This window comes from Hasllibacter sp. MH4015 (assembly GCF_020177575.1).
Classification (GTDB): Bacteria; Pseudomonadota; Alphaproteobacteria; order Rhodobacterales; family Rhodobacteraceae; genus Gymnodinialimonas.
In genome coordinates, this window is sequence record NZ_JAHTBK010000001.1 from 1,089,381 (window position 1) to 1,106,506 (window position 17,126).

General features: G+C 67.1%; 19 protein-coding genes. 4 read left to right on the forward strand and 15 right to left on the reverse strand.

The window, feature by feature from the left end; genetic code table 11:
- Positions 1-74: 74 nt before the first annotated feature.
- Genes glp through KUW62_RS05830 form a run of 6 tightly spaced genes read right to left on the reverse strand, consistent with a single transcriptional unit; the run spans position 75 to position 4,708 of the window.
- On the reverse strand, positions 75-1,274 hold the full coding sequence (gene glp / locus KUW62_RS05805) for a gephyrin-like molybdotransferase Glp (RefSeq protein WP_224814562.1): 1,200 nt from the start codon (positions 1,272-1,274) through the stop codon (positions 75-77).
- On the reverse strand, positions 1,271-1,750 hold the full coding sequence (moaC, locus tag KUW62_RS05810) for a cyclic pyranopterin monophosphate synthase MoaC (protein WP_224814563.1): 480 nt from the start codon (positions 1,748-1,750) through the stop codon (positions 1,271-1,273). The genes glp and moaC overlap by 4 nt, the downstream gene beginning before the upstream one ends.
- Positions 1,750-2,550, reverse strand: a complete 801-nt coding sequence (trpC, locus tag KUW62_RS05815; protein ID WP_224814564.1) for an indole-3-glycerol phosphate synthase TrpC — start codon at positions 2,548-2,550, stop codon at positions 1,750-1,752. The genes moaC and trpC overlap by 1 nt, the downstream gene beginning before the upstream one ends.
- Before the next feature lie 42 nt (positions 2,551-2,592).
- Positions 2,593-3,096: a hypothetical protein gene (locus tag KUW62_RS05820; protein ID WP_224814565.1), complete on the reverse strand. Its 504-nt coding sequence runs from the start codon at positions 3,094-3,096 to the stop codon at positions 2,593-2,595.
- Positions 3,093-4,124: an anthranilate phosphoribosyltransferase gene (trpD, locus tag KUW62_RS05825; RefSeq protein WP_224814566.1), complete on the reverse strand. Its 1,032-nt coding sequence runs from the start codon at positions 4,122-4,124 to the stop codon at positions 3,093-3,095. The genes KUW62_RS05820 and trpD overlap by 4 nt, the downstream gene beginning before the upstream one ends.
- Positions 4,121-4,708, reverse strand: coding sequence for an aminodeoxychorismate/anthranilate synthase component II (locus KUW62_RS05830; protein WP_224814567.1), 588 nt, complete (start codon positions 4,706-4,708; stop codon positions 4,121-4,123). The genes trpD and KUW62_RS05830 overlap by 4 nt, the downstream gene beginning before the upstream one ends.
- A 155-nt stretch (positions 4,709-4,863) precedes the next feature.
- On the opposite strand from KUW62_RS05830, the gene KUW62_RS05835 reads away from it, so the two are divergent.
- Positions 4,864-6,609 (forward strand): divergent polysaccharide deacetylase family protein, encoded by a 1,746-nt coding sequence (locus KUW62_RS05835; protein ID WP_224814568.1) that lies wholly within the window; start codon positions 4,864-4,866, stop codon positions 6,607-6,609.
- Here KUW62_RS05835 and trpE read toward each other — a convergent pair.
- The 4 genes from trpE to KUW62_RS05855 all read right to left on the reverse strand — a co-directional run bounded on the left by trpE (position 6,606) and on the right by KUW62_RS05855 (position 11,849).
- Complete coding sequence (gene trpE, locus KUW62_RS05840) at positions 6,606-8,117, reverse strand: anthranilate synthase component I (protein ID WP_224814569.1); 1,512 nt, start codon at positions 8,115-8,117, stop codon at positions 6,606-6,608. The two genes, KUW62_RS05835 and trpE, sit on opposite strands and share 4 nt — an antisense overlap.
- 11 nt (positions 8,118-8,128) lie before the next feature.
- Entirely contained in the window at positions 8,129-9,982 is a 1,854-nt protein-coding gene (locus KUW62_RS05845; protein ID WP_224814570.1) for a SurA N-terminal domain-containing protein, read from the reverse strand.
- 79 nt (positions 9,983-10,061) lie between these two features.
- A complete protein-coding gene (locus KUW62_RS05850; RefSeq protein WP_224814571.1) occupies positions 10,062-11,249 on the reverse strand; it encodes an aminotransferase in 1,188 nt (395 codons plus the stop codon).
- Between the two features lie 78 nt (positions 11,250-11,327).
- On the reverse strand, positions 11,328-11,849 hold the full coding sequence (locus KUW62_RS05855; protein WP_224814572.1) for a single-stranded DNA-binding protein: 522 nt from the start codon (positions 11,847-11,849) through the stop codon (positions 11,328-11,330).
- Between the two features lie 191 nt (positions 11,850-12,040).
- Here KUW62_RS05855 and KUW62_RS05860 point away from each other — a divergent pair, with 191 nt between their 5' ends.
- Positions 12,041-12,610 carry a lytic transglycosylase domain-containing protein gene (locus tag KUW62_RS05860; protein WP_370632852.1) on the forward strand — a complete coding sequence of 190 codons (570 nt, stop codon included), beginning with the start codon at positions 12,041-12,043 and terminating at the stop codon, positions 12,608-12,610.
- The gene (locus KUW62_RS05865) at positions 12,594-13,196 is read left to right on the forward strand and encodes a hypothetical protein (protein WP_224814573.1); all 603 of its coding nucleotides are present in this window, start codon (positions 12,594-12,596) and stop codon (positions 13,194-13,196) included. The genes KUW62_RS05860 and KUW62_RS05865 overlap by 17 nt, the downstream gene beginning before the upstream one ends.
- An 11-nt stretch (positions 13,197-13,207) precedes the next feature.
- On the opposite strand, the gene KUW62_RS05870 is transcribed toward KUW62_RS05865, so the two are convergent.
- From KUW62_RS05870 to KUW62_RS05880, 3 genes are all read right to left on the reverse strand, one after another.
- Positions 13,208-13,426 (reverse strand): hypothetical protein, encoded by a 219-nt coding sequence (locus tag KUW62_RS05870; protein WP_224814574.1) that lies wholly within the window; start codon positions 13,424-13,426, stop codon positions 13,208-13,210.
- A 6-nt stretch (positions 13,427-13,432) separates the two neighbouring features.
- Entirely contained in the window at positions 13,433-14,578 is a 1,146-nt protein-coding gene (locus tag KUW62_RS05875) for an aromatic ring-hydroxylating dioxygenase subunit alpha (protein ID WP_224814575.1), read from the reverse strand.
- Positions 14,579-14,697: 119 nt separating this feature from the next.
- On the reverse strand, positions 14,698-15,279 hold the full coding sequence (locus tag KUW62_RS05880) for an RNA polymerase sigma factor (RefSeq protein WP_224814576.1): 582 nt from the start codon (positions 15,277-15,279) through the stop codon (positions 14,698-14,700).
- A 327-nt stretch (positions 15,280-15,606) separates the two neighbouring features.
- Here KUW62_RS05880 and KUW62_RS05885 point away from each other — a divergent pair, with 327 nt between their 5' ends.
- Complete coding sequence (locus KUW62_RS05885) at positions 15,607-15,876, forward strand: hypothetical protein (protein WP_224814577.1); 270 nt, start codon at positions 15,607-15,609, stop codon at positions 15,874-15,876.
- Positions 15,877-15,957: 81 nt separating this feature from the next.
- Here KUW62_RS05885 and KUW62_RS05890 read toward each other — a convergent pair whose 3' ends face one another.
- Both KUW62_RS05890 and ilvN read right to left on the reverse strand, forming a co-directional pair.
- Positions 15,958-16,548, reverse strand: coding sequence for a hypothetical protein (locus KUW62_RS05890; RefSeq protein ID WP_224814578.1), 591 nt, complete (start codon positions 16,546-16,548; stop codon positions 15,958-15,960).
- Between the two features lie 3 nt (positions 16,549-16,551).
- Positions 16,552-17,109, reverse strand: a complete 558-nt coding sequence (gene ilvN / locus KUW62_RS05895; RefSeq protein WP_224814579.1) for an acetolactate synthase small subunit — start codon at positions 17,107-17,109, stop codon at positions 16,552-16,554.
- Positions 17,110-17,126: the final 17 nt, after the last annotated feature.

The window sequence follows — 17,126 nt, forward strand, 5'->3', positions numbered from 1 at the left end:
TCTGACATGACGGACCACGTTTCGGGACCGTTCCTTGTATGTTCTACACCTGTTCCGAACAATCTGTCAACGAATCAGGAAAACAGCGGGGTGAGGGGGATGTATTCGACGATTTCGCCCGCACGGCGGCGGGGATCGTCGATGGGGCGCACCATGAGCGCGGTGGCGCTGGACAGGATCGTCAGGAGCGAGCTGTCCTGCACCGAATAGGGCGCGATCTGCGGCAGGCCATCGCCCGGCGTGACCTCCGCGCGCATGTAATGTTCCCGCGGGCCGTTGGCGGGCAGATCGACGGAGAGTTCCGCGCGAAGGCGCGGGCGGGCGCGGCCAGGCAAGCCCATCATCGCGTGCAGCATCGGGATCAGGAACAATTCCCCGCACACCATGGCGGAGACGGGGTTGCCCGGAAGCCCCAGCAGCGCGGATTTGCCCAGGCGCCCGGCCATGAGCGGTTTACCGGGGCGCATGGCGACCTTGTAGAACGCGCGGTCGAGGCCCAGATCGGCGGCGACGTCCCCCACCAGGTCGTGATCGCCCACGGATGCGCCACCCACGGTCACGATGATGTCGGCATCCTTGGCCAGATCGAAAACCTGCTTGAGGCTGTCGCGATTGTCCCGCGCGATGGGCAGGAGGCGGGCCTTGGCCCCCTCTGCCTCGATCCGCGCTTTCAGGCCATAGGTGTTCGACGCGATGATCTGGTCGGGGGCGGGGTCCTCGCCCGGTGTCACCAGCTCATCCCCCGTGGCGATCAGCGCCACGTCCGGGCGCTTGCCGACGCTGAGGCGCGGGGCGTTCATCGACGCGGCAAGGGCCACATCGGCGGGCGACAGGCGACGCGGCGCGGCGAGCGTGTCGCCCACGACGAAATCGGCGCCCGAGGGGCGGACGTTGTGGCCCGAGGACAGGTTGCGCCCCAGCGTGATGCGGTCGCCGTCGCGTTCCACATCCTCCTGAATGACGACGCGGTCGGTGCCGTCGGGCAGCGGCGCGCCGGTGAAGATGCGCAAGGCTTCGCCCGGGCCGATCGTGCCCGGCCAATGGCGCCCGGCGGGGGCCTCCCCCACGACCTTCAGGCGACGGCCGGGGATCGCCTCCACATCGCGGACGGCATAGCCATCCATCGCAGAGGCGGAGAAGGGTGGCTGATCCCGGCTGGCCACAACCGGTTTCACAAGGACGCGGCCTCCGGCCTCGGCCAGCAGCACCGTCTCGGACCCGAGCGGCGTGGCCAGACCCAGGCATTCTGCCAGCGCCTCCTCGACGGAGATCACGGTGCGGCCTCGTACCGGCCGGATTTGCCGCCGTCTTTCAGGACCACGCGCAGACCGCCGATTTCCATAGTCTTCTCCGCGGCTTTCAGCATGTCGTAGACCGTGAGCGCGGCGGTGGAGGCGGCAGTGAGCGCCTCCATCTCAACCCCGGTCTGGCCAGTGGTCTTGACGGTGGCGGTGATGCGGATGCCCGGAAGCGTGTCGTCGGGGACCAGATCAAGGGCGACCTTGGTGATCGGCAGGGGATGGCAGAGCGGGATGAGGTCGGCACATTTCTTGGCACCCATGATGCCCGCCAGCCGGGCTACGCCAAGCACGTCGCCTTTTTTGGCGGTGCCTTCCACAACCTTTTCAAGGGTTTGCGGCAACATCTTCACATGCGCCTCCGCCACGGCGACGCGGTCGGTCACGTCCTTGTCCGAGACATCGACCATATGGGCCGCGCCGGTCTCGTCGAAATGGGTGAGGTCCGCCATCAGGCCGGCACCGGTTCGGCCAGAAGCGCGCGGGTCGCGGCGGTGACATCGTCCTGCCGCATCAGGCTTTCGCCGATCAGGAAGGTGCGCGCACCGTGGCGGGCCATGTCGGCGAGGTCTTGGGGCGCGAAGAGGCCGGATTCGGAGATCACCATGCGGTCGGACGGGACACGCGCGGCGAGGTCGCGGGTGGTCTGGAGCGTCGTCTCGAACGTGTTGAGGTTGCGATTGTTGATCCCCAGAAGCGGGGATTTCAGCGCCATGGCCCGGTCCAGTTCCGCGCCGTCATGGACCTCGATCAACGCATCCATGCCCCAGGCGAAAGCGGCGTCTTCCAGCTCTGCTGCCTGGGCGTCGCTGACGGAGGCCATGATGATGAGGATGCAATCCGCGCCCCAGGCCCGCGCCTCCGCCACCTGGTAGGTGTCGTAGAGGAAATCCTTGCGCAGGCAGGGCAACGCCACGGCCGCGCGGGCGGATTGCAGGAATTCGGGCGCGCCCTGGAAGGACGGCGTGTCGGTCAGAACCGAGAGGCAGGTGGCCCCGCCGTCCTGATAGGCGCGGGCAAGTGCGGGCGGGTCGAAATCGGCGCGGATCAGGCCCTTGGACGGGCTGGCCTTCTTGATCTCCGCAATCAGGCCGTAGCCGGTTTTCTGGGCCGTCCACAGCGCGTCGGCAAAGCCCCGGACGGGGGCGGCGTCACGGGCGGCGGCCTCAACCTCTTGTGGCGGGCGGGCGGCCATGGCGGCGGCCACTTCCTCCAGCTTGTAGGCCTTGATCTTGTCGAGAATGGTGCTCATGGATTTTGTCTTAGGCGAGGGGGGTGGGCCTGTCGAGGGCAGCTAGGGCGCACCGGCGCGTTTGCGCACAACAAGGCCCGCGATCGCGCCGATCAGGGCGAAGGTGATCCCGAAGGCGGCGCAGACGACGATGGTGAGGGTCTGGCCCCTTGCGGCGTTGAGGCGCGCGCCCCGGCTCCGCTCGATCTCAAGCGGGTCGTCGGGGAGGTAGAGGATGGGCACGCGCACCTCCTCTCCCGATGAAAACGCGGTGAAATCCGCCTCGTTGATCGTAAGGGTGGTGACCGCGCGCCGACCTTCCACGAGGTAAACGATCTGCCCCAACGCAAAGTCCGACGGGCGGCACACCTTGATCGTGCCGCCGCGGCACGACAGGCGTTCGCGGTGTTCGGCGGTCACGAGAAGGGCGTCGGTGGCGACGCCATCGGCCACCAGCCGCTCGCCGATACGCAACTCGGAAAGCATGTGCAGGTAAAGCACCAGCGCAAGGGCAAGCATGGCCAGGCCGATGAAGCCGAAGCCGAAGGGCAGGGCGTAGCGCGTCACTTGGCGGAGGTGATCCGCGCCACGGTATCGACCGCCGCCTTGGCCTTGCCACTGTCGATGGCGTCTGCCGCGATCTCCACCCCGTCGCGCAGATCCGACACGCGGTCGGCCACGATCAGGGCGGCGGCGGCGTTCATCAGGACGGCATCGCGGTAGGCACCGGGTTCACCGGCCAAGACGGCGCGGAAAGCCTGGGCGTTCTCCTCGGGCGTGCCGCCGAGGATATCGCGGAACGGATGCACCGGAAGGCCCGCATCTTCGGGGTGGATTTCCCGCCCGCGCAGGGTGCCGTCGCGCAATTCCACGACAGATGTGGGGCCTGAGATTGAGATCTCGTCCGTGCCGTCGGAGCCGTGGACGAGCCATGCGGCCTCCGACCCCAATTCCTTGAGGGTCTCGGCCATAGGGTAGATCAGGTCGATGGCGAAGGCCCCGGTCAGTTGCCGTTTTACGCCGGCGGGGTTGGTGAGGGGGCCGAGAATGTTGAAGATCGTCTTGCAGCCCAGTTCCTGGCGCACCGACATGACATGTTTGACGGCGGGGTGGTGCATCGGGGCCATCATGAAGCCGATCCCGGCCTCCTTGATCGACGCCTCCACCACGTCCGCGCCGACCATGACGTCGATGCCCATGGCGCCCAGAACGTCCGCTGCGCCGGATTTGGAGCTGAGGTTGCGGTTGCCGTGCTTGGCCACCGGCACGCCCGCGCCTGCCACCACGAAGGCCGTCGCGGTGGAGATGTTGAGCGTGCCCATCCCGTCACCGCCGGTGCCGACGATATCCATCGCGCCGTCGGGGGCGGCGACCTTGACGCATTTGTCACGCATCACCTGGGCGGCGGCGGCATATTCCGCGACGGATTCACCGCGCGCGCGCATCGCCATGATGAGCCCGCCCATCTGCGCTTGCGTGGCGGCCCCGTCGAACAGCGCGTGGAACGCCTCTTCCGCCTGGGCGCGGCTCAGCGGGCCTTCGGAGGCGGCGAAGATGATGGGTTTCAGCGCATCGAGCGCCTTTGTGTCTGTCATGCCGTCACTTTCTGGCGCGTGGTCTTGAGGAAATTCTCCAGCATCGCGTGGCCGTGTTCGGAGCGGATGCTTTCGGGGTGGAACTGCACCCCTTCGATGGGCAGCGTCCGGTGGCGCAGGCCCATGATTGTGCCGTCCGCCAGATCGGCGGTGATCTCCAGCACATCGGGCAGGCTGGAACGCTCCACCACGAGGCTGTGGTAACGGGTGGCGGCAAGCGGCGAGGGCAGGCCCGCGAAGACGCCCGCGCCTTGGTGCCGGATCTGGCCCAGTTTGCCGTGCACGATCTCCGAATGGCGCACGACCTTGCCGCCGAACGCCTCCCCGATTGTCTGGTGACCCAGGCAGACGCCCAGAAGCGGCATGTTCGCGCCGGCGGCGGCCTTGGTGAGCGCGAGGCAGATGCCGGCCTGGGAGGGATCGCAGGGGCCGGGGCTGAGCACGACGCCGTCGGCCCCGCTTGCCATGGCGTCCTGCACGGTGATCTGGTCGTTGCGCACGACGCGGATATCGGCCCCAAGCTCCCCCAGGTAATGGACGAGATTGTAGGTAAAGCTGTCATAATTATCGATCAGCAGGAGCATTCGGGCCACCTCGGGGCGAAAAGGGGTGAAGGCGTCGCGCGCCCGCGCTATACATGTTTCAAAGCCGCGCGCAGTGGTCAAGCTATGGCCGCGAGCCCGTGGCATCGACCTGCCGGGGATTTCAGCCCCGGGGCGAGCAGACAGGAGCATGGGCCATGGGCGGGCTGAGCGTTGGTGTATTCTGGGGATTGATCGTGTCGGCCATCGGGCTGGCGGCGGTGTCGTTGAGCGTGCCGTTGCCGCCGAGGGACGGAACGGCGGCGGTTGAGGTGGCGGCGGAGGCGGCTGAGGACAGCGCGCCTGCGGAGGTGGATGCGGTGGCGGAGGAAGCACTAGCGCCACTGCCAGCGCCAGCGCCGGAGGCTCCGGTGGAGGAGGCGACCGTAGGGGACGCCCCCGCCGCCGAAGCCGAACCCCCCGCAGAAGACGCCGCGCCCGCAGCCCCGGCAGAAGATGCGGCCCCTGACGCGGAGGAGGTCCCGGCGGAGGAGCAGGACGCGACGCGGCCCGCGACCGAAGTGCCTTTGCCCTCGGGCAGTGAATTCAACCGCCCGCCGCCCGAAGAGGAAGCGGTCTTGCCCGCCCCCGATGCCGCCCCCAGCACCAATGCGCCCGCGCCCCTGGTCGTGGCGGATGTCGAGGCTCCGACGCTTGATGTGGCCCCCGCCGCGCAACCCGATGTTTCCGTCGACGCGCCCGCCGCACCGGTCGTTGCCGCGCTCGGCGCCGCGCCGGAGCAGCCATCGGCCAATGCCCGTCCCTCCGTCGCCGCGGAGCCCACGACGTTGAGCCAACCCGTCGCCAGCGCCAATCCCGATGTGGACACGGCAACGGCGGCGCTGCCGGAGCCCGAGGCCGCGCCCGAGCCTGCCCCCGTGGTGGCCCCCGAAGAGGACGTGGCAGAGGCCGCTGGCGTGGGGGAGGATGCCGCGCCGGAGTCCGACCCCGCGCCCGATCCCACGCCCGACCCAGCGCCCGAAGCCATCGCCGAAACGCCCCAGATCGCCCCAAGCCTTCCGACGATCAGCGCGCCCCCAGCGGCACCTGCCTTGGGGGAGGAGACGGCCGGTCTTGCCACGCCCGTTTTCCCGCAGACCTCCGGCCTTCCGCAGGTCACGCCCGGCGCGGGGGAGGTGGACGTTCCCGCCTTCCCGCAAGCGCCCGAAACGGAGGGCGACCTGGCCGAGGTCGCGGTGGAGGCTGACCCCGATGCCACGTTACCGGCCATCGAAGCCTTCGCCGCGCCGTTCGATACCAGCGAGGAGCGTCCGCTTCTTGCGGTTGTCCTGATCGACGATCCCGAAAGCCGGATCGAATTGGCGACGCTCACACGGTTCACCTTCCCGGTGGCATTTGCGGTGGACCCGCTGCATCCCGACGCGCAGATCCGCGCCCAGACCTACCGCGAGGCGGGGTTCGAGGTGGTGATCCTTGGGTCCATGGTCCCGGAAGGGGCCACGCCAGCCGATCTGGAAGTGGCTTTGTCCTCGGCGTTGTTGATCTTGCCGGAAGCGGTCGCGGTCATGGATACGCCCGGCGGCCGCATCCAGTCCGACCGCCCGATCCTGGACGCGACTGTGGCGGCATTGGGGGAGACGGGCCATGGCTTGCTGGCCTTCCCCCGGGGTCTGAATGCGGCGGAGCAGAGCGCCAGCCGTGCGGACGTGCCGGCCGCCACGCTTTTCCGGCTTCTAGATGACGAGGATCAACGCGCGACCGTGATCACGCGCTACCTGGCCCGCGCGGCGTTCACCGCATCGCAGGAAGGGGCCGTGATCGTCGCGGGATATACCCGGCCCGACACGGTGACGGCGCTGTTTTCATGGGCGCTTGGCGGACGGTCAGAGGCGGTGGCGATCGCGCCGGTATCCGCCGTGATCCAGCGGGCATCCGCGCCCTAGGAATTGCCACCGCGCTGGAACAGGGCCGCGTCTTCGGCGGCCTTGCGGATGGCGCGGGACTTGTTGACGGTTTCCTCGAATTCCGCCTCGGGGTCGCTGTCATAGACGACGCCGCCACCCGCCTGGATATAGAGCTTTTCGTCCTTCACCACCGCCGTGCGGAGCGCGATGCACATGTCCATGTCGCCGCCCGCGCTGAAATAGCCGACACCGCCGCCGTAGACGCCGCGTTTCTCGGGCTCCAGCTCATCAATGATTTCCATCGCACGGACCTTGGGCGCGCCCGAGACGGTGCCGGCGGGCATGCCGGCCATGAAGGCCGAGAGCGCGTCTTGGTCGTCGGCCAGCTCGCCCACGACGTTGGAGACGATGTGCATGACGTGGGAGTAACGCTCGACGATGAATTCCTCGGTCGGGCGCACGGTGCCGATTTTGGAGACCTTGCCGGTGTCGTTGCGGCCCAGATCGAGCAGCATGAGGTGTTCGGCCAGTTCCTTCTGGTCGGCCAGCAGATCTGCCTCCAGCGCGCGATCCTCATCGGGGGTGGCGCCACGGGGGCGGGTGCCCGCGATGGGGCGGATCGTGACTTCACCATCGAACACCCGCACGAGGATTTCGGGGGACGCGCCCACGACCTGGAAGCCGCCGAAGTTGAAGTAGAACATGAAGGGCGAGGGATTGGTGCGGCGCAGCGCGCGGTAGAGCGAGAAGGGGGCCTGGGGAAAATCGAGGGTCCAGCGCTGCGAGGGCACGACTTGGAAAATGTCGCCCGCGCGGATGTAATCCTTGGCGACTTCCACCGCGTCGAGATAGCCTTGGTGGGTGAAGTTTGAAACCGGCTCCCCCAAGGGTTGTGCGTCGCCCATTTCGCGGGCGGCCACGGGCGGCGCGCGTTCCAGATCGCGCAGCGCGTCGGAGACGCGTTCGGCGGCCTGGGCATAGGCGGCCTTGGCCGAGAGGCCGGTGGATTGCCAGGCGGGGGAGACCACGATCACCTCTCCCTTCACGCCGTCGAGCACGGCGATGACGGAGGGGCGGATCAACACCGCATCGGGCAGGCCGAGGGGATCGGGGTTTACGTCGGGCAGATGTTCGACGAGGCGGATCATGTCATAGCCGAGATAGCCGAAAAGGCCTGCGGCGGCGGCGGGCAGGTCGGCGGGCATGTCTATGGCGCTTTCCGCCAGCAGCGCGCGGATCGCATCGAGCGGCGGCTCCGCGCAGGGCGTGAACGTCTCCCGGTCATAGCGGGCGGCGCGGTTGGTCTGGCTTGTCTCGCCCCGGCATTCCCAGACCAGGTCGGGTTTCATGCCGATGATGGAATAGCGCCCGCGCACCTCCCCCCCGGTCACGGATTCAAGGATGAACGCATCGCGACCCGCATCGGTCAGTTTCAGCATGACGGAGACCGGCGTATCGAGATCGGCGGCCAGGCGCGCGTGGACCAGCTGGTTTTCCCCCCGCTCCCACGCGGCGGAGAAGGCGTTGAAATCGCTGAGCTGAGCCATGGGCGCTGCCTTTACGGGAAGGAGGCGTGGACGGAGTTGATGACACCGGAATTCGTGGTGATCCCCGCCTCGGCCTGGGCGGCCTGACCGTAAGCCTCAAAGATATCCTGGGCCAGCGATTGCGCGATGGTCTGCTCAAGGATCGTGAGCAGGATCGAGGTGTCGGGCGCGTTGCGCGCGGCGGCGTTGATCGCGTCCAGCCGCACGATATGGGCGGCCTGCGCGCCGGGGATCATCACGACATCGCCGATGTTTTCCAGCTGGAAGACCTGCGGCACGGTGGTGGGCGGCAGATCGGGCAGCAGGTCCTGGCGGCGGATCAGGCGTTCTTCGGCGGTGTCGCCCAGATCCTCCAGCGTGGCACCGGTGGCCATTTGGCCCACAAGTTCCTGCGCGCGGGCGGCCACGGCATCGCGCACGGCGGTCATGTCCCAGGCGGCTTCGACCTCCTCCACGATCTCGTCGAGCGGCGGCAGGGTCGGCGGCACGATTTCGTCGAGGCGCAGGGCGAAGAGGCCGCCATCGGACAGCTCCAGCAATTCCGGGAAATCGCTTTCCTCCACCGCATCGGCGGCGTCTCGGAAGGCGTCGTAGCCCGCGATGCCGTCCTCGGACGACACGGTATAGTCGATCGTGCCGAGCACCATGTCGGTGTCTTCGGCCACCTCTTCCAGCGTCGCACCGCTGGCCAGCAGATCGTCGAGTTCCTCGCGCATGGCGTCGATGGCGCGGCGCGCGGCCTCATCGGCCAGTTCCTCGCGCAGATCGGCGCGGGCGTCCTCGAACGGGACTTCGGAGGCTTCCAGCACGGCGTTCACCCGGAAGATCGCGGGCCCGAGGCTGCTTTGAACCGGGCCGATGATCTCACTCTCGTCATCGGCGAAGATCATCTCGGCGGCGTCTGGGTTGAGGTCTTCGCGGGCGACCTCTCCCACATCCACGTCTTCAAGTGTCAGATCCCGGTCCGCGACGAGTTGATCGAAATCCGTCTCCTCCGCGGCGATAGCGTCCACAGCTGCCTGCGCCTCTTCCTCGGACCCGAAGACAAGGCGCTCCAGAAGGCGGCGTTCGGGCTGCACGTATTCGTCGATACGATCCTCGTAAAGCTCCCGCAGGGCGTCCTCGTCCACGTCGACCTCGTCGATCAACTGGCTGGGGATGATCCACGCATAGGTGATCGCGCGCGCCTCGGGGCGGGTGAAGCGCTGGGGGTTTTCCTCGTAATACGCGGCAAGGTCTTCATCGGTGGGTTCCGGCACGCCGTCGACCAATTCGTTGCGGGTAATGGTGACGCGGGTGAAATCACGGGTCTCGCCCTGGTAGGCGACGATGGTTTCCGCGAAAATGTCGGGCGGCGTCAGGCCGCCTATCACGGCGGTTTGCAGAATGGCGCGGGCGATATCCTCGCGCGTTTCCTCTTCGTATTCCCGCGGTGTCGCGCCTTGCTGTTGCAACAGGAATTCGTAGGTCGCGCGGTCGAACTGGCCCGCCGTGCCCTGGAATTGCGGGGTCTGCTGGATCTGGCGGGCGACCTCTGCATCGCCCACGGAAATCCCCATCTCGTTGGCTTCATGGCTCAGGGCTGCGCGTGCAACAAGCCCCGCAAGAACCCGTTCGTCGATGCCGCGTGCGCGCAGGGACGCGAAGTTCACGGGCTGGCCGGTCTGGGCGATCTGGGCCGAAATCTCGTTATTGAGGGCGCGGAAGTAATCCTCCGCCGTGATCTCCACGTCGCCGACCGATCCGACGCGCGATGCGCCGCCGGTGAACGAGCCGATGCCGAAGCCCGCCAGGGCCACGAACAGCAGGCCCATCAGGATCCAGACAAAGATGTTGGAGGCTTTCTTGGCGGCGGTTCTTGCCATGTGTGTGTCTCGCCCTTCGCGCGCGTGGAACTCTTGGGGCAAACCGATACGCAACCTCGCTTGCGGGGGCAAGGGCGGGTCAGGCGGTGAGCGTGCCGAGCCTGTCGATGAGATCGGAGATGCCGGTGCGGTCCGCGTTTGCGAACGCGATGCGCAGCGTCGCCTCCGCCTGGCCCGATCCGCCCTGCGCGCGGGCAGGGCCGAACATGGTGCCGGGCAGGATCAGAAGGCTCGCGCGGTCCACGAGGTCGCGCGCCACGGCGTCGGAGCGGGCGTCGAACGGGTGGCGGACATAGGCGAAATAGGCGCCGCATCCCATTAGCGTCCAATCGGGCAGCCGGGCAAATCCCTGGGTGATCGCATCGCGCCGGGCGAGGATTTCGAGCCGCTCGCCCGCCAGCCAGTCGCCCAAGTTCCGCATCCCCCAAAGCGCGCCGATCTGGCCGATCTGGGGCGGGCAGATCGCGACGGTATCAAGGAATTTCTCCACCTCCGCCAGGCGCGCCGGGCTCGCCATGATCGCGCCGACCCGGTGGCCGGTCAGCCGGTAGGCCTTGGAGAAGGAATAGAGGTGGATCAGCGTGTCGTCCCAGTCGGGGTCGCGGAACAGGTCGTGGGGCGCACCGGGGGCGGAGTGAAAATCGCGGTAGGTCTCATCCACGACAAGCGCCAGCCCGTGGGCGCGGGCGAGGTCGAAGAACGCCCGCAGAAGGGGGGCCGGATATTCCACGCCCGCCGGATTGTTCGGGGAGACGAGCACGATGGCCTTGGTGTCGGGCGTGATCAGCGCCGCCGCACGCTCCGGATCCGGTAGCAGATCGTCGCCCGTGGGCAGGTAGGCCGCGCGTATGCCGGCCATGTCGAGCCACATCTGGTGGTTGAAGTAATAGGGTAGGGGGACGATCACCTCATCCCCCGCGCGGGCCAGCGTGGCGATGGTGGAGGTGAAGGCCTGGTTGCAGCCCGCCGTGACCGCGACCTGGTCAGACGTGACGCTGCCGCCGTAGTTTGCGGACCATTGCGACGCCAGTTCGGTGCGCAGGTCCATGCGCCCCAGGACGGGGCCGTAAAGATGCGCCGCCGGATCGGTTAGGATCGCGTCGGCCATGGCCTGCATCAGGCCCTCGGGCGGGGGATCGACCGGGGCGGCCTGGCTGAGGTTGAGAAGCGGGCGGTGGGCCGGGAAGTTCCTGCCGTCCACCCAGCGGCGCGCCTCCATCACCGGGGGGGCGAAGGTATGCGTGAAATTCGGGTTGGTGGGTTGCATCGCAGGCCCTTCCGAATGCGGCGCGCCCGTTACCCGTGGCCCCTGGCCGGTGCGGTCAGCGGGCGCGCGGGTCAGGCATCAGAACGGGATTTCGTCGTCCAGATCGGAATTGCCGCCGAAACCGCCGCCGCCGCCCTGGCCACCGCCGCTGCCGCCGCGATCGTCGGACGGGCCGCCGAAACTGCCGCGATCGTCATAGCCACCGCCGCTGTCGCCGCCGCCGTAACCACCGCCACCGCCGCCGCCATCGCGACCGTCAAGCATCGTGAGCGTGCCGCCGTAGCCTTGCAGAACGACTTCCGTGGAATAGCGGTCCTGGCCGGACTGGTCCTGCCATTTGCGGGTCTGAAGCTGACCTTCGATGTAGACCTTGGAGCCTTTGCGCAGATATTGCTCTGCCACGCGCACGAGCCCTTCCTGGAAGATCGCCACGGAATGCCATTCCGTCTTCTCGCGCCGCTCACCGGTATTGCGGTCTTTCCACGTCTCCGATGTCGCGATGCGGAGGTTGCAGACCTTGCCGCCGTTCTGGAAACTGCGCACTTCCGGGTCGCGGCCCAGATTGCCGATTAGAATGACCTTGTTGACGGACCCTGCCATCGCTCTTCCCCCATTTGTCTCGTCCTGCCGGGCGGGCCGCCCGATTCCGGTTCGCGCCCGCGTTTGCCCGGTTAGACCACCCCATCAAGGTTAATAAAAGCCTTATCCCGCCGACAATGCGCGATGCACTGGCACAAAGCGGTCCAAAGCGTTAATGTCGCGCGCATTATTGCAATCGGTCCGAGGATATCGTGCCAGTATTTCGTCTGCTTGTTCCCGCCATTTGCGGCGTCTGCCTTGCCCTGCCTGCCACCGCGCAAAGCGGATTGGACCGGCTGGACCGGGCGATGGGGGTGCTCGATAACCGGGCGGCCACCCAGTATGAATTCTCCTCCCGCCTGCGCCCCGAAAGCGAAGAGACGCGCGGCCTGCCGCGTTACGAGGGCGGCTATGACGGCCCGTTCCTTGGCGTGGCGCAATCCGCCGCCCGGCGCCATGGCATTCCCGAGGACATCTTCCTGCGGCTCGTCCAGCAGGAAAGCGGCTGGAACACGGAGGCGTTGAGCCATGCGGGCGCCATCGGTCTGGCGCAGCTGATGCCCGACACGGCGCGGCTGCTTGGGGTCGATCCGACCGATCCGGTCGCCAACCTTGACGGTGGCGCGCGGTACCTTGCGCAGCAATATCGCCGGTTCGGCAACTGGCGGCTGGCGCTTGCGGCCTACAATGCGGGGCCCGAGGCGGTGGAGCGCCACGATGGCGTGCCGCCTTATGCCGAAACCCAGCATTATGTCCGCGTGATCCTTGGCACAAGAAGCTGAGCCCGGCGGGCCGGACGGCCCCGGGCAGGAACCGGACCCGCAGCCGATCAACCTCGACTGGGCGTTGCGGGTACTGGAAGGGGTCATCTTCTGCTGCCTGTCGGCACTGGTTCTGTTCTGGGTGGGCGACCGGGTGCGGAGCCTCGATTTCGATCCGTTTGTCCTGACCCCCTGCACCGGGGCGGACTGCGAAACCTATGACGGGCCAAGCGCGGCGCGGCCCTATAACCAGTTCACCAATATTCTGGAGCCCCGCCGCGTCACGACCTTCGCGCACGCCGATCTCTGCCGCTTGGTGGGCGACTTCGTTGAGACCTACGGCGCGGAGGCCGACGGCGTCGATCTGGTCCTGACCCTGATCGTGGAGCGGGGCACAATCGTTCTGACCCCCGCCGAGGACGGGGTCCTTGTCGCGTCGCCCGGCCCGGCCAATGATACTTGGGACGACGTGCTGCGCGACGCCCTGCACTTCGCGCCCGCGCGCGGCTGCCACCCAATCAATTACAGGCCGGTCTTCTGGCCGCTTTTGTTCAGTTGGATGCTGTTGATGGGATTGCGGTTCTACCGCAAGAGCGCCGGGACGTAGGCGGACCTGCCCTAGGGCGCTTCGGCGTTCAGGGCCACGAGGCGCGCCTTGAGCTCTTTCGCGACGGGATCATTCGCCTCCAGCGCATGGACGTAGGCGTGGGTGAGGTAGAACGCCTCCGACACCGGATTCGTGTCGGCGGCTTCCCTGTAGAGCGCGATCACCTCTGACCAATCCCCCGACCGCTCCGCCAGGGCGATGGCGGCGTGCAGCTTTGCATCGTCCGCCAAGGTGCGTCAGGCCCCGGCCGCGTCGATCCGGCTGGCGATCCAGGCGTGGAACAGATGCGTCGGCCCGTCCATCGCGGGGGAGAAGCGGCCCCCGTCAAAGCCCGACGCGGCGCGTCCACGCTGCATGCCTTCGACCACGAAGATATCCTCCTCGAACACGCTTCTCCATTGGGCGGAATTGGTCGCGCGCAGGGCGTCGTCGGTCTCGGGCGTGGGATAGTAGATATGGACATGCTCCCGGGTGCAGTCATGGGCGACCGGTTCCAGCACGATGGCGTAGGCATGGTCGCGGTGCACGCCGAGAAGCACGTTGGGGTAGAGCGCGATATACTCCGCGCCCGCGTCCCAATGGTCGCTCAGCCCCGCGAAATCGGGGAAGGTCTTGCCATCCTCGCCGATCAACTGGCGATAGACATAGGTGCCCTGGCCGGAAAACTGGCCCGGCGCCTCGATATGGTAGTGATCTTCCAGCCGCGAATAGGTGTTGAGCGACGGATGCACCCAGGGCAGGTGATAGCTTTCGCAGTAATTCTCCACCGCGAGCTTCCAGTTGGTCGCGACCTCCAGGGTGAAGCTGCTGTCGGCACCGCCGTGATACTGGGGCTGTTCGAATTCCGCCCACCGTTTCAGCAGGTCGGCGTGCAGCTCTTCAAAGGCCGGTGCGTCGCCGGAAAGATTTATGAACACCACATCACGCCAGATATGGCTGCGCACCTCGCTCAGGCCGAGGGTGGCGCGGTCGATCCCCGCATGGGCGTTCTGGCCCGGCCCGCCGACATGGGGCGTGGCCACAAGGCGACCGGACTTGGAATAGCACCACGAATGGTAGGGGCAGCGGATAGCGCCTTCGATCCGGCGCGGTTCTTCCACAAGGATCATGCCCCGGTGGCGGCAGATGTTGAAAAAGACGCGGATCGTCCCGTCTTCGTCCCGCAAAAGCAAGAGCGGCTGACCCAGGAATTCGATCGGCTTGGCATCGCCGGGTTCCGGCACGTCGGCGCCGACGGCCAGCGCGGCCCATGTCGTCTCCAACACCGCGCGGTTTTCGGCGGCGATGGTGGCGGGGTCCGTGTAATGGGCGTTGGGCAGGCCGCGGGCGCGGTCGATGGGGGCCATCACATCGGCCAGCGGGCGCATCAGATCGTCGGGCATCGGGCAACTCCGTCCAAACCTATGGACCGGATCGTGGCGCAGTTCCGCCGGGCGCGTCTTGCCGCACAGCGACATATCCTTTTCCCATCAAGACATGGGCCGGGGGCGACGAGGCGGGCTCAGCTGCCGCCCAGAAGGTCCGTGACCGGCGCGCCGGGGGGCAGGTCCAGCGCCTCGCGCATCGCCGCGCGCCCGCGCGCAAGCCTTGAGGTGACGGTGCCAAGGGGCAGGCCGGTCTTCTTGGCAATCTCCGCATAGCTCAACCCGTCCATCGCGCGCATCCGCAAGAGCCGCTGCTGATCCGCCGGCAGATCGTCAAGCGCGGCCAGGGCTTCGGCACAGCCAAGACGTGTGGCGGCGTCAGAACCGCGCGGTGCCGGGAAATCCTCATCCTCCGCCTCCAGGGGCGGCGCGATGGAGAACCGCGCGAAGGCCCGGTGGCGCAGGGTGGCAAAGGCATAGGCGCGCAAATCCTCGATCGGGGCGGCATCGGAGGCGGCCTCCGCCGCCATGGCCATGCGCGACCAGACCCGCAGGAGCGTGTCTTGCACCAGGTCATCGGCATCCTGGGCGGAGCGGGTCAGGCGACGGGCGGAGGCCCTGAGATCGGACAGCAGGGCCGCGAAGATGCGGGATTGGGGCAGGGGGCCTGCCTTTTCTTCATCCTTGAGCGGAAGCGCGGGGGCGGAGGGACGGGGCATGGGACCTCGGGGGGGCGAAGGGGAACATTCCGTGAGTGATCGAAACGCTGCGCCCGCCGTCCGCCTTGCCGCAAGATGGCGGTTGACGCGTGGGCCGATCCGGGGGCCTTCCCGCCCATCGCGGGCGATGTCTTGCCGATCTGCGTTCCCCTCGGCGGGACGTCGCGGGGGACGTGCGCGTGATTGGGCGAGGTGCCGCCGATGGCACGGGCTGTCGTCGGTCGCAGGGACGAAACCACCCCCCGGACCGCTCTTCCCAAGTAGGCACCACGCCAATCCCGGCGAACCCGGTGCCTGACACGCAACCTTTATGGAGGGATAATTCCCATGCGATCCGAATTCGACAAACCGCGCCTTGGGGCGATCACACTTGCCACCGCCTTCGCTGTGCTTGTGGGGGGCGCAAGCCTTGCCATGGGGCAGGCCGAAAGCGTCGATGGTGACGGCGACGGTATGGTCAGCTTCGCAGAGCTTCTCGTGTTGATGCCTGCCCTGACCGAAGAGGAGTTCCAGGCGCTTGACGCGGATGCCGACGGCCTCCTGAGCGCGGACGAGATCGGCGCGGCGCAAGAAGCGGGCCTGATTCCGGCCGGCTGAGTGCAGCGTCTTTCAAGCCGTCCGCCCCGGACCGGCTTGAGAGTGGGCGCGGGGGAGGGGCAGACGTCCCCCGCGTCTTCGTTATTCCGCCTGGTGCGGAAAAGGATCGGCAATGGGCCGATATCCCTCCGGTACATTTCTGTCGACACCGCGCGTTGCGGCCATGTAACTCGCCCGGCCAACCATGATGGTATTCAATACACCTTCTCGGACGGTGTCCGCTGACGCCGTTTCGATGGGCTGGTGGGTCACGAAGATCACGACACTATCCGTGCCTTCGATCTCATAACTCAGGTAATGGGCGAGGATCGTATCGGTGGCCACGAAGCGGCCCCGATCCGCATAGGCGAAGCCGCCGGAGCCGAACCGCGCGACGATGTCTTCGGTCGTAGTCTCTCCAAACCGGATCCCGTCAATGGGGGTGTCGTGCGCGACCTCGGCGTTAATCCACATTTCTATGTAGAGGATTTCCCCGGTTTCCGCATCGCGGCTTGCGGTCAGGCCAATCTCGTCTTCGAGGGCCCAGATCGTAATCGCGAACGGCTCGACGATATGGGTGCCCAGGGGGTCCGGCGCGGTGTCCGGTATCAACTCACCGAGGGTCAGGCCGCCCAACGTCTGCGCCGACGCTGACCCGGCAAGAACGGCAAAGATCAGCGCCGCAAGCCGCATCGCTCAGAGACCGCGCGCAATCGCGGCCACGCCCGTCCGGGCCAGTTTCACATCGCCCAGGGGTCGCATCAATTCGGTGAAGGCGTCGATCTTCTCGGGCATGCCGGTCAGCTCGAAGACGAAGCTTTCAAGGGTTGAATCGACCACGTTGCAGCGGAAGATCTCCGCGATGCGCAGCGCCTCCACCCGGTGTTCGCCCTTGGCGATGACCTTGATGAGCGCCAGTTCGCGGCTGACGAAGGGGCCTTCGACCGTCAGATCCGCGACCTCGTGGACCGGCACCATGCGCTCCAGCTGCATCTTGATCTGGTTGATGATCTGCGGCGTGCCGGAGGTAACGATGGTGATCCGCGACCGGTGTCCGCCATGGTCGACCTCGGCCACGGTCAGGCTCTCGATGTTGTAGCCCCGGCCCGAGAACAGGCCGATCACGCGCGCCAGCACGCCGGGTTCGTTTTCCACGAGGATGGCAAGCGTATGGGTCTCGATCTCGTCGGACATGTGCGAGCGCAGGTCATAGGCGGAATGGCTGGTGGAGCCTTCTTCGATCTTGAGGGGCATGGGCAGGTCTCCTTTGC

Coding starts and splice junctions, on each gene's coding strand:
- moaC (WP_224814563.1), bottom strand. CDS start 1,750: ATGGCGGACCTCACCCATTTCGACGAGACCGGCGCGGCCCATATGGTC.
- trpC (WP_224814564.1), bottom strand. CDS start 2,550: ATGAGCACCATTCTCGACAAGATCAAGGCCTACAAGCTGGAGGAAGTG.
- trpD (WP_224814566.1), bottom strand. CDS start 4,124: ATGACAGACACAAAGGCGCTCGATGCGCTGAAACCCATCATCTTCGCC.
- KUW62_RS05830 (WP_224814567.1), bottom strand. CDS start 4,708: ATGCTCCTGCTGATCGATAATTATGACAGCTTTACCTACAATCTCGTC.
- KUW62_RS05835 (WP_224814568.1), top strand. CDS start 4,864: ATGGGCGGGCTGAGCGTTGGTGTATTCTGGGGATTGATCGTGTCGGCC.
- trpE (WP_224814569.1), bottom strand. CDS start 8,117: ATGGCTCAGCTCAGCGATTTCAACGCCTTCTCCGCCGCGTGGGAGCGG.
- KUW62_RS05845 (WP_224814570.1), bottom strand. CDS start 9,982: ATGGCAAGAACCGCCGCCAAGAAAGCCTCCAACATCTTTGTCTGGATC.
- KUW62_RS05850 (WP_224814571.1), bottom strand. CDS start 11,249: ATGCAACCCACCAACCCGAATTTCACGCATACCTTCGCCCCCCCGGTG.
- KUW62_RS05855 (WP_224814572.1), bottom strand. CDS start 11,849: ATGGCAGGGTCCGTCAACAAGGTCATTCTAATCGGCAATCTGGGCCGC.
- KUW62_RS05875 (WP_224814575.1), bottom strand. CDS start 14,578: ATGCCCGACGATCTGATGCGCCCGCTGGCCGATGTGATGGCCCCCATC.
- KUW62_RS05880 (WP_224814576.1), bottom strand. CDS start 15,279: ATGCCCCGTCCCTCCGCCCCCGCGCTTCCGCTCAAGGATGAAGAAAAG.
- KUW62_RS05885 (WP_224814577.1), top strand. CDS start 15,607: ATGCGATCCGAATTCGACAAACCGCGCCTTGGGGCGATCACACTTGCC.
- KUW62_RS05890 (WP_224814578.1), bottom strand. CDS start 16,548: ATGCGGCTTGCGGCGCTGATCTTTGCCGTTCTTGCCGGGTCAGCGTCG.
- ilvN (WP_224814579.1), bottom strand. CDS start 17,109: ATGCCCCTCAAGATCGAAGAAGGCTCCACCAGCCATTCCGCCTATGAC.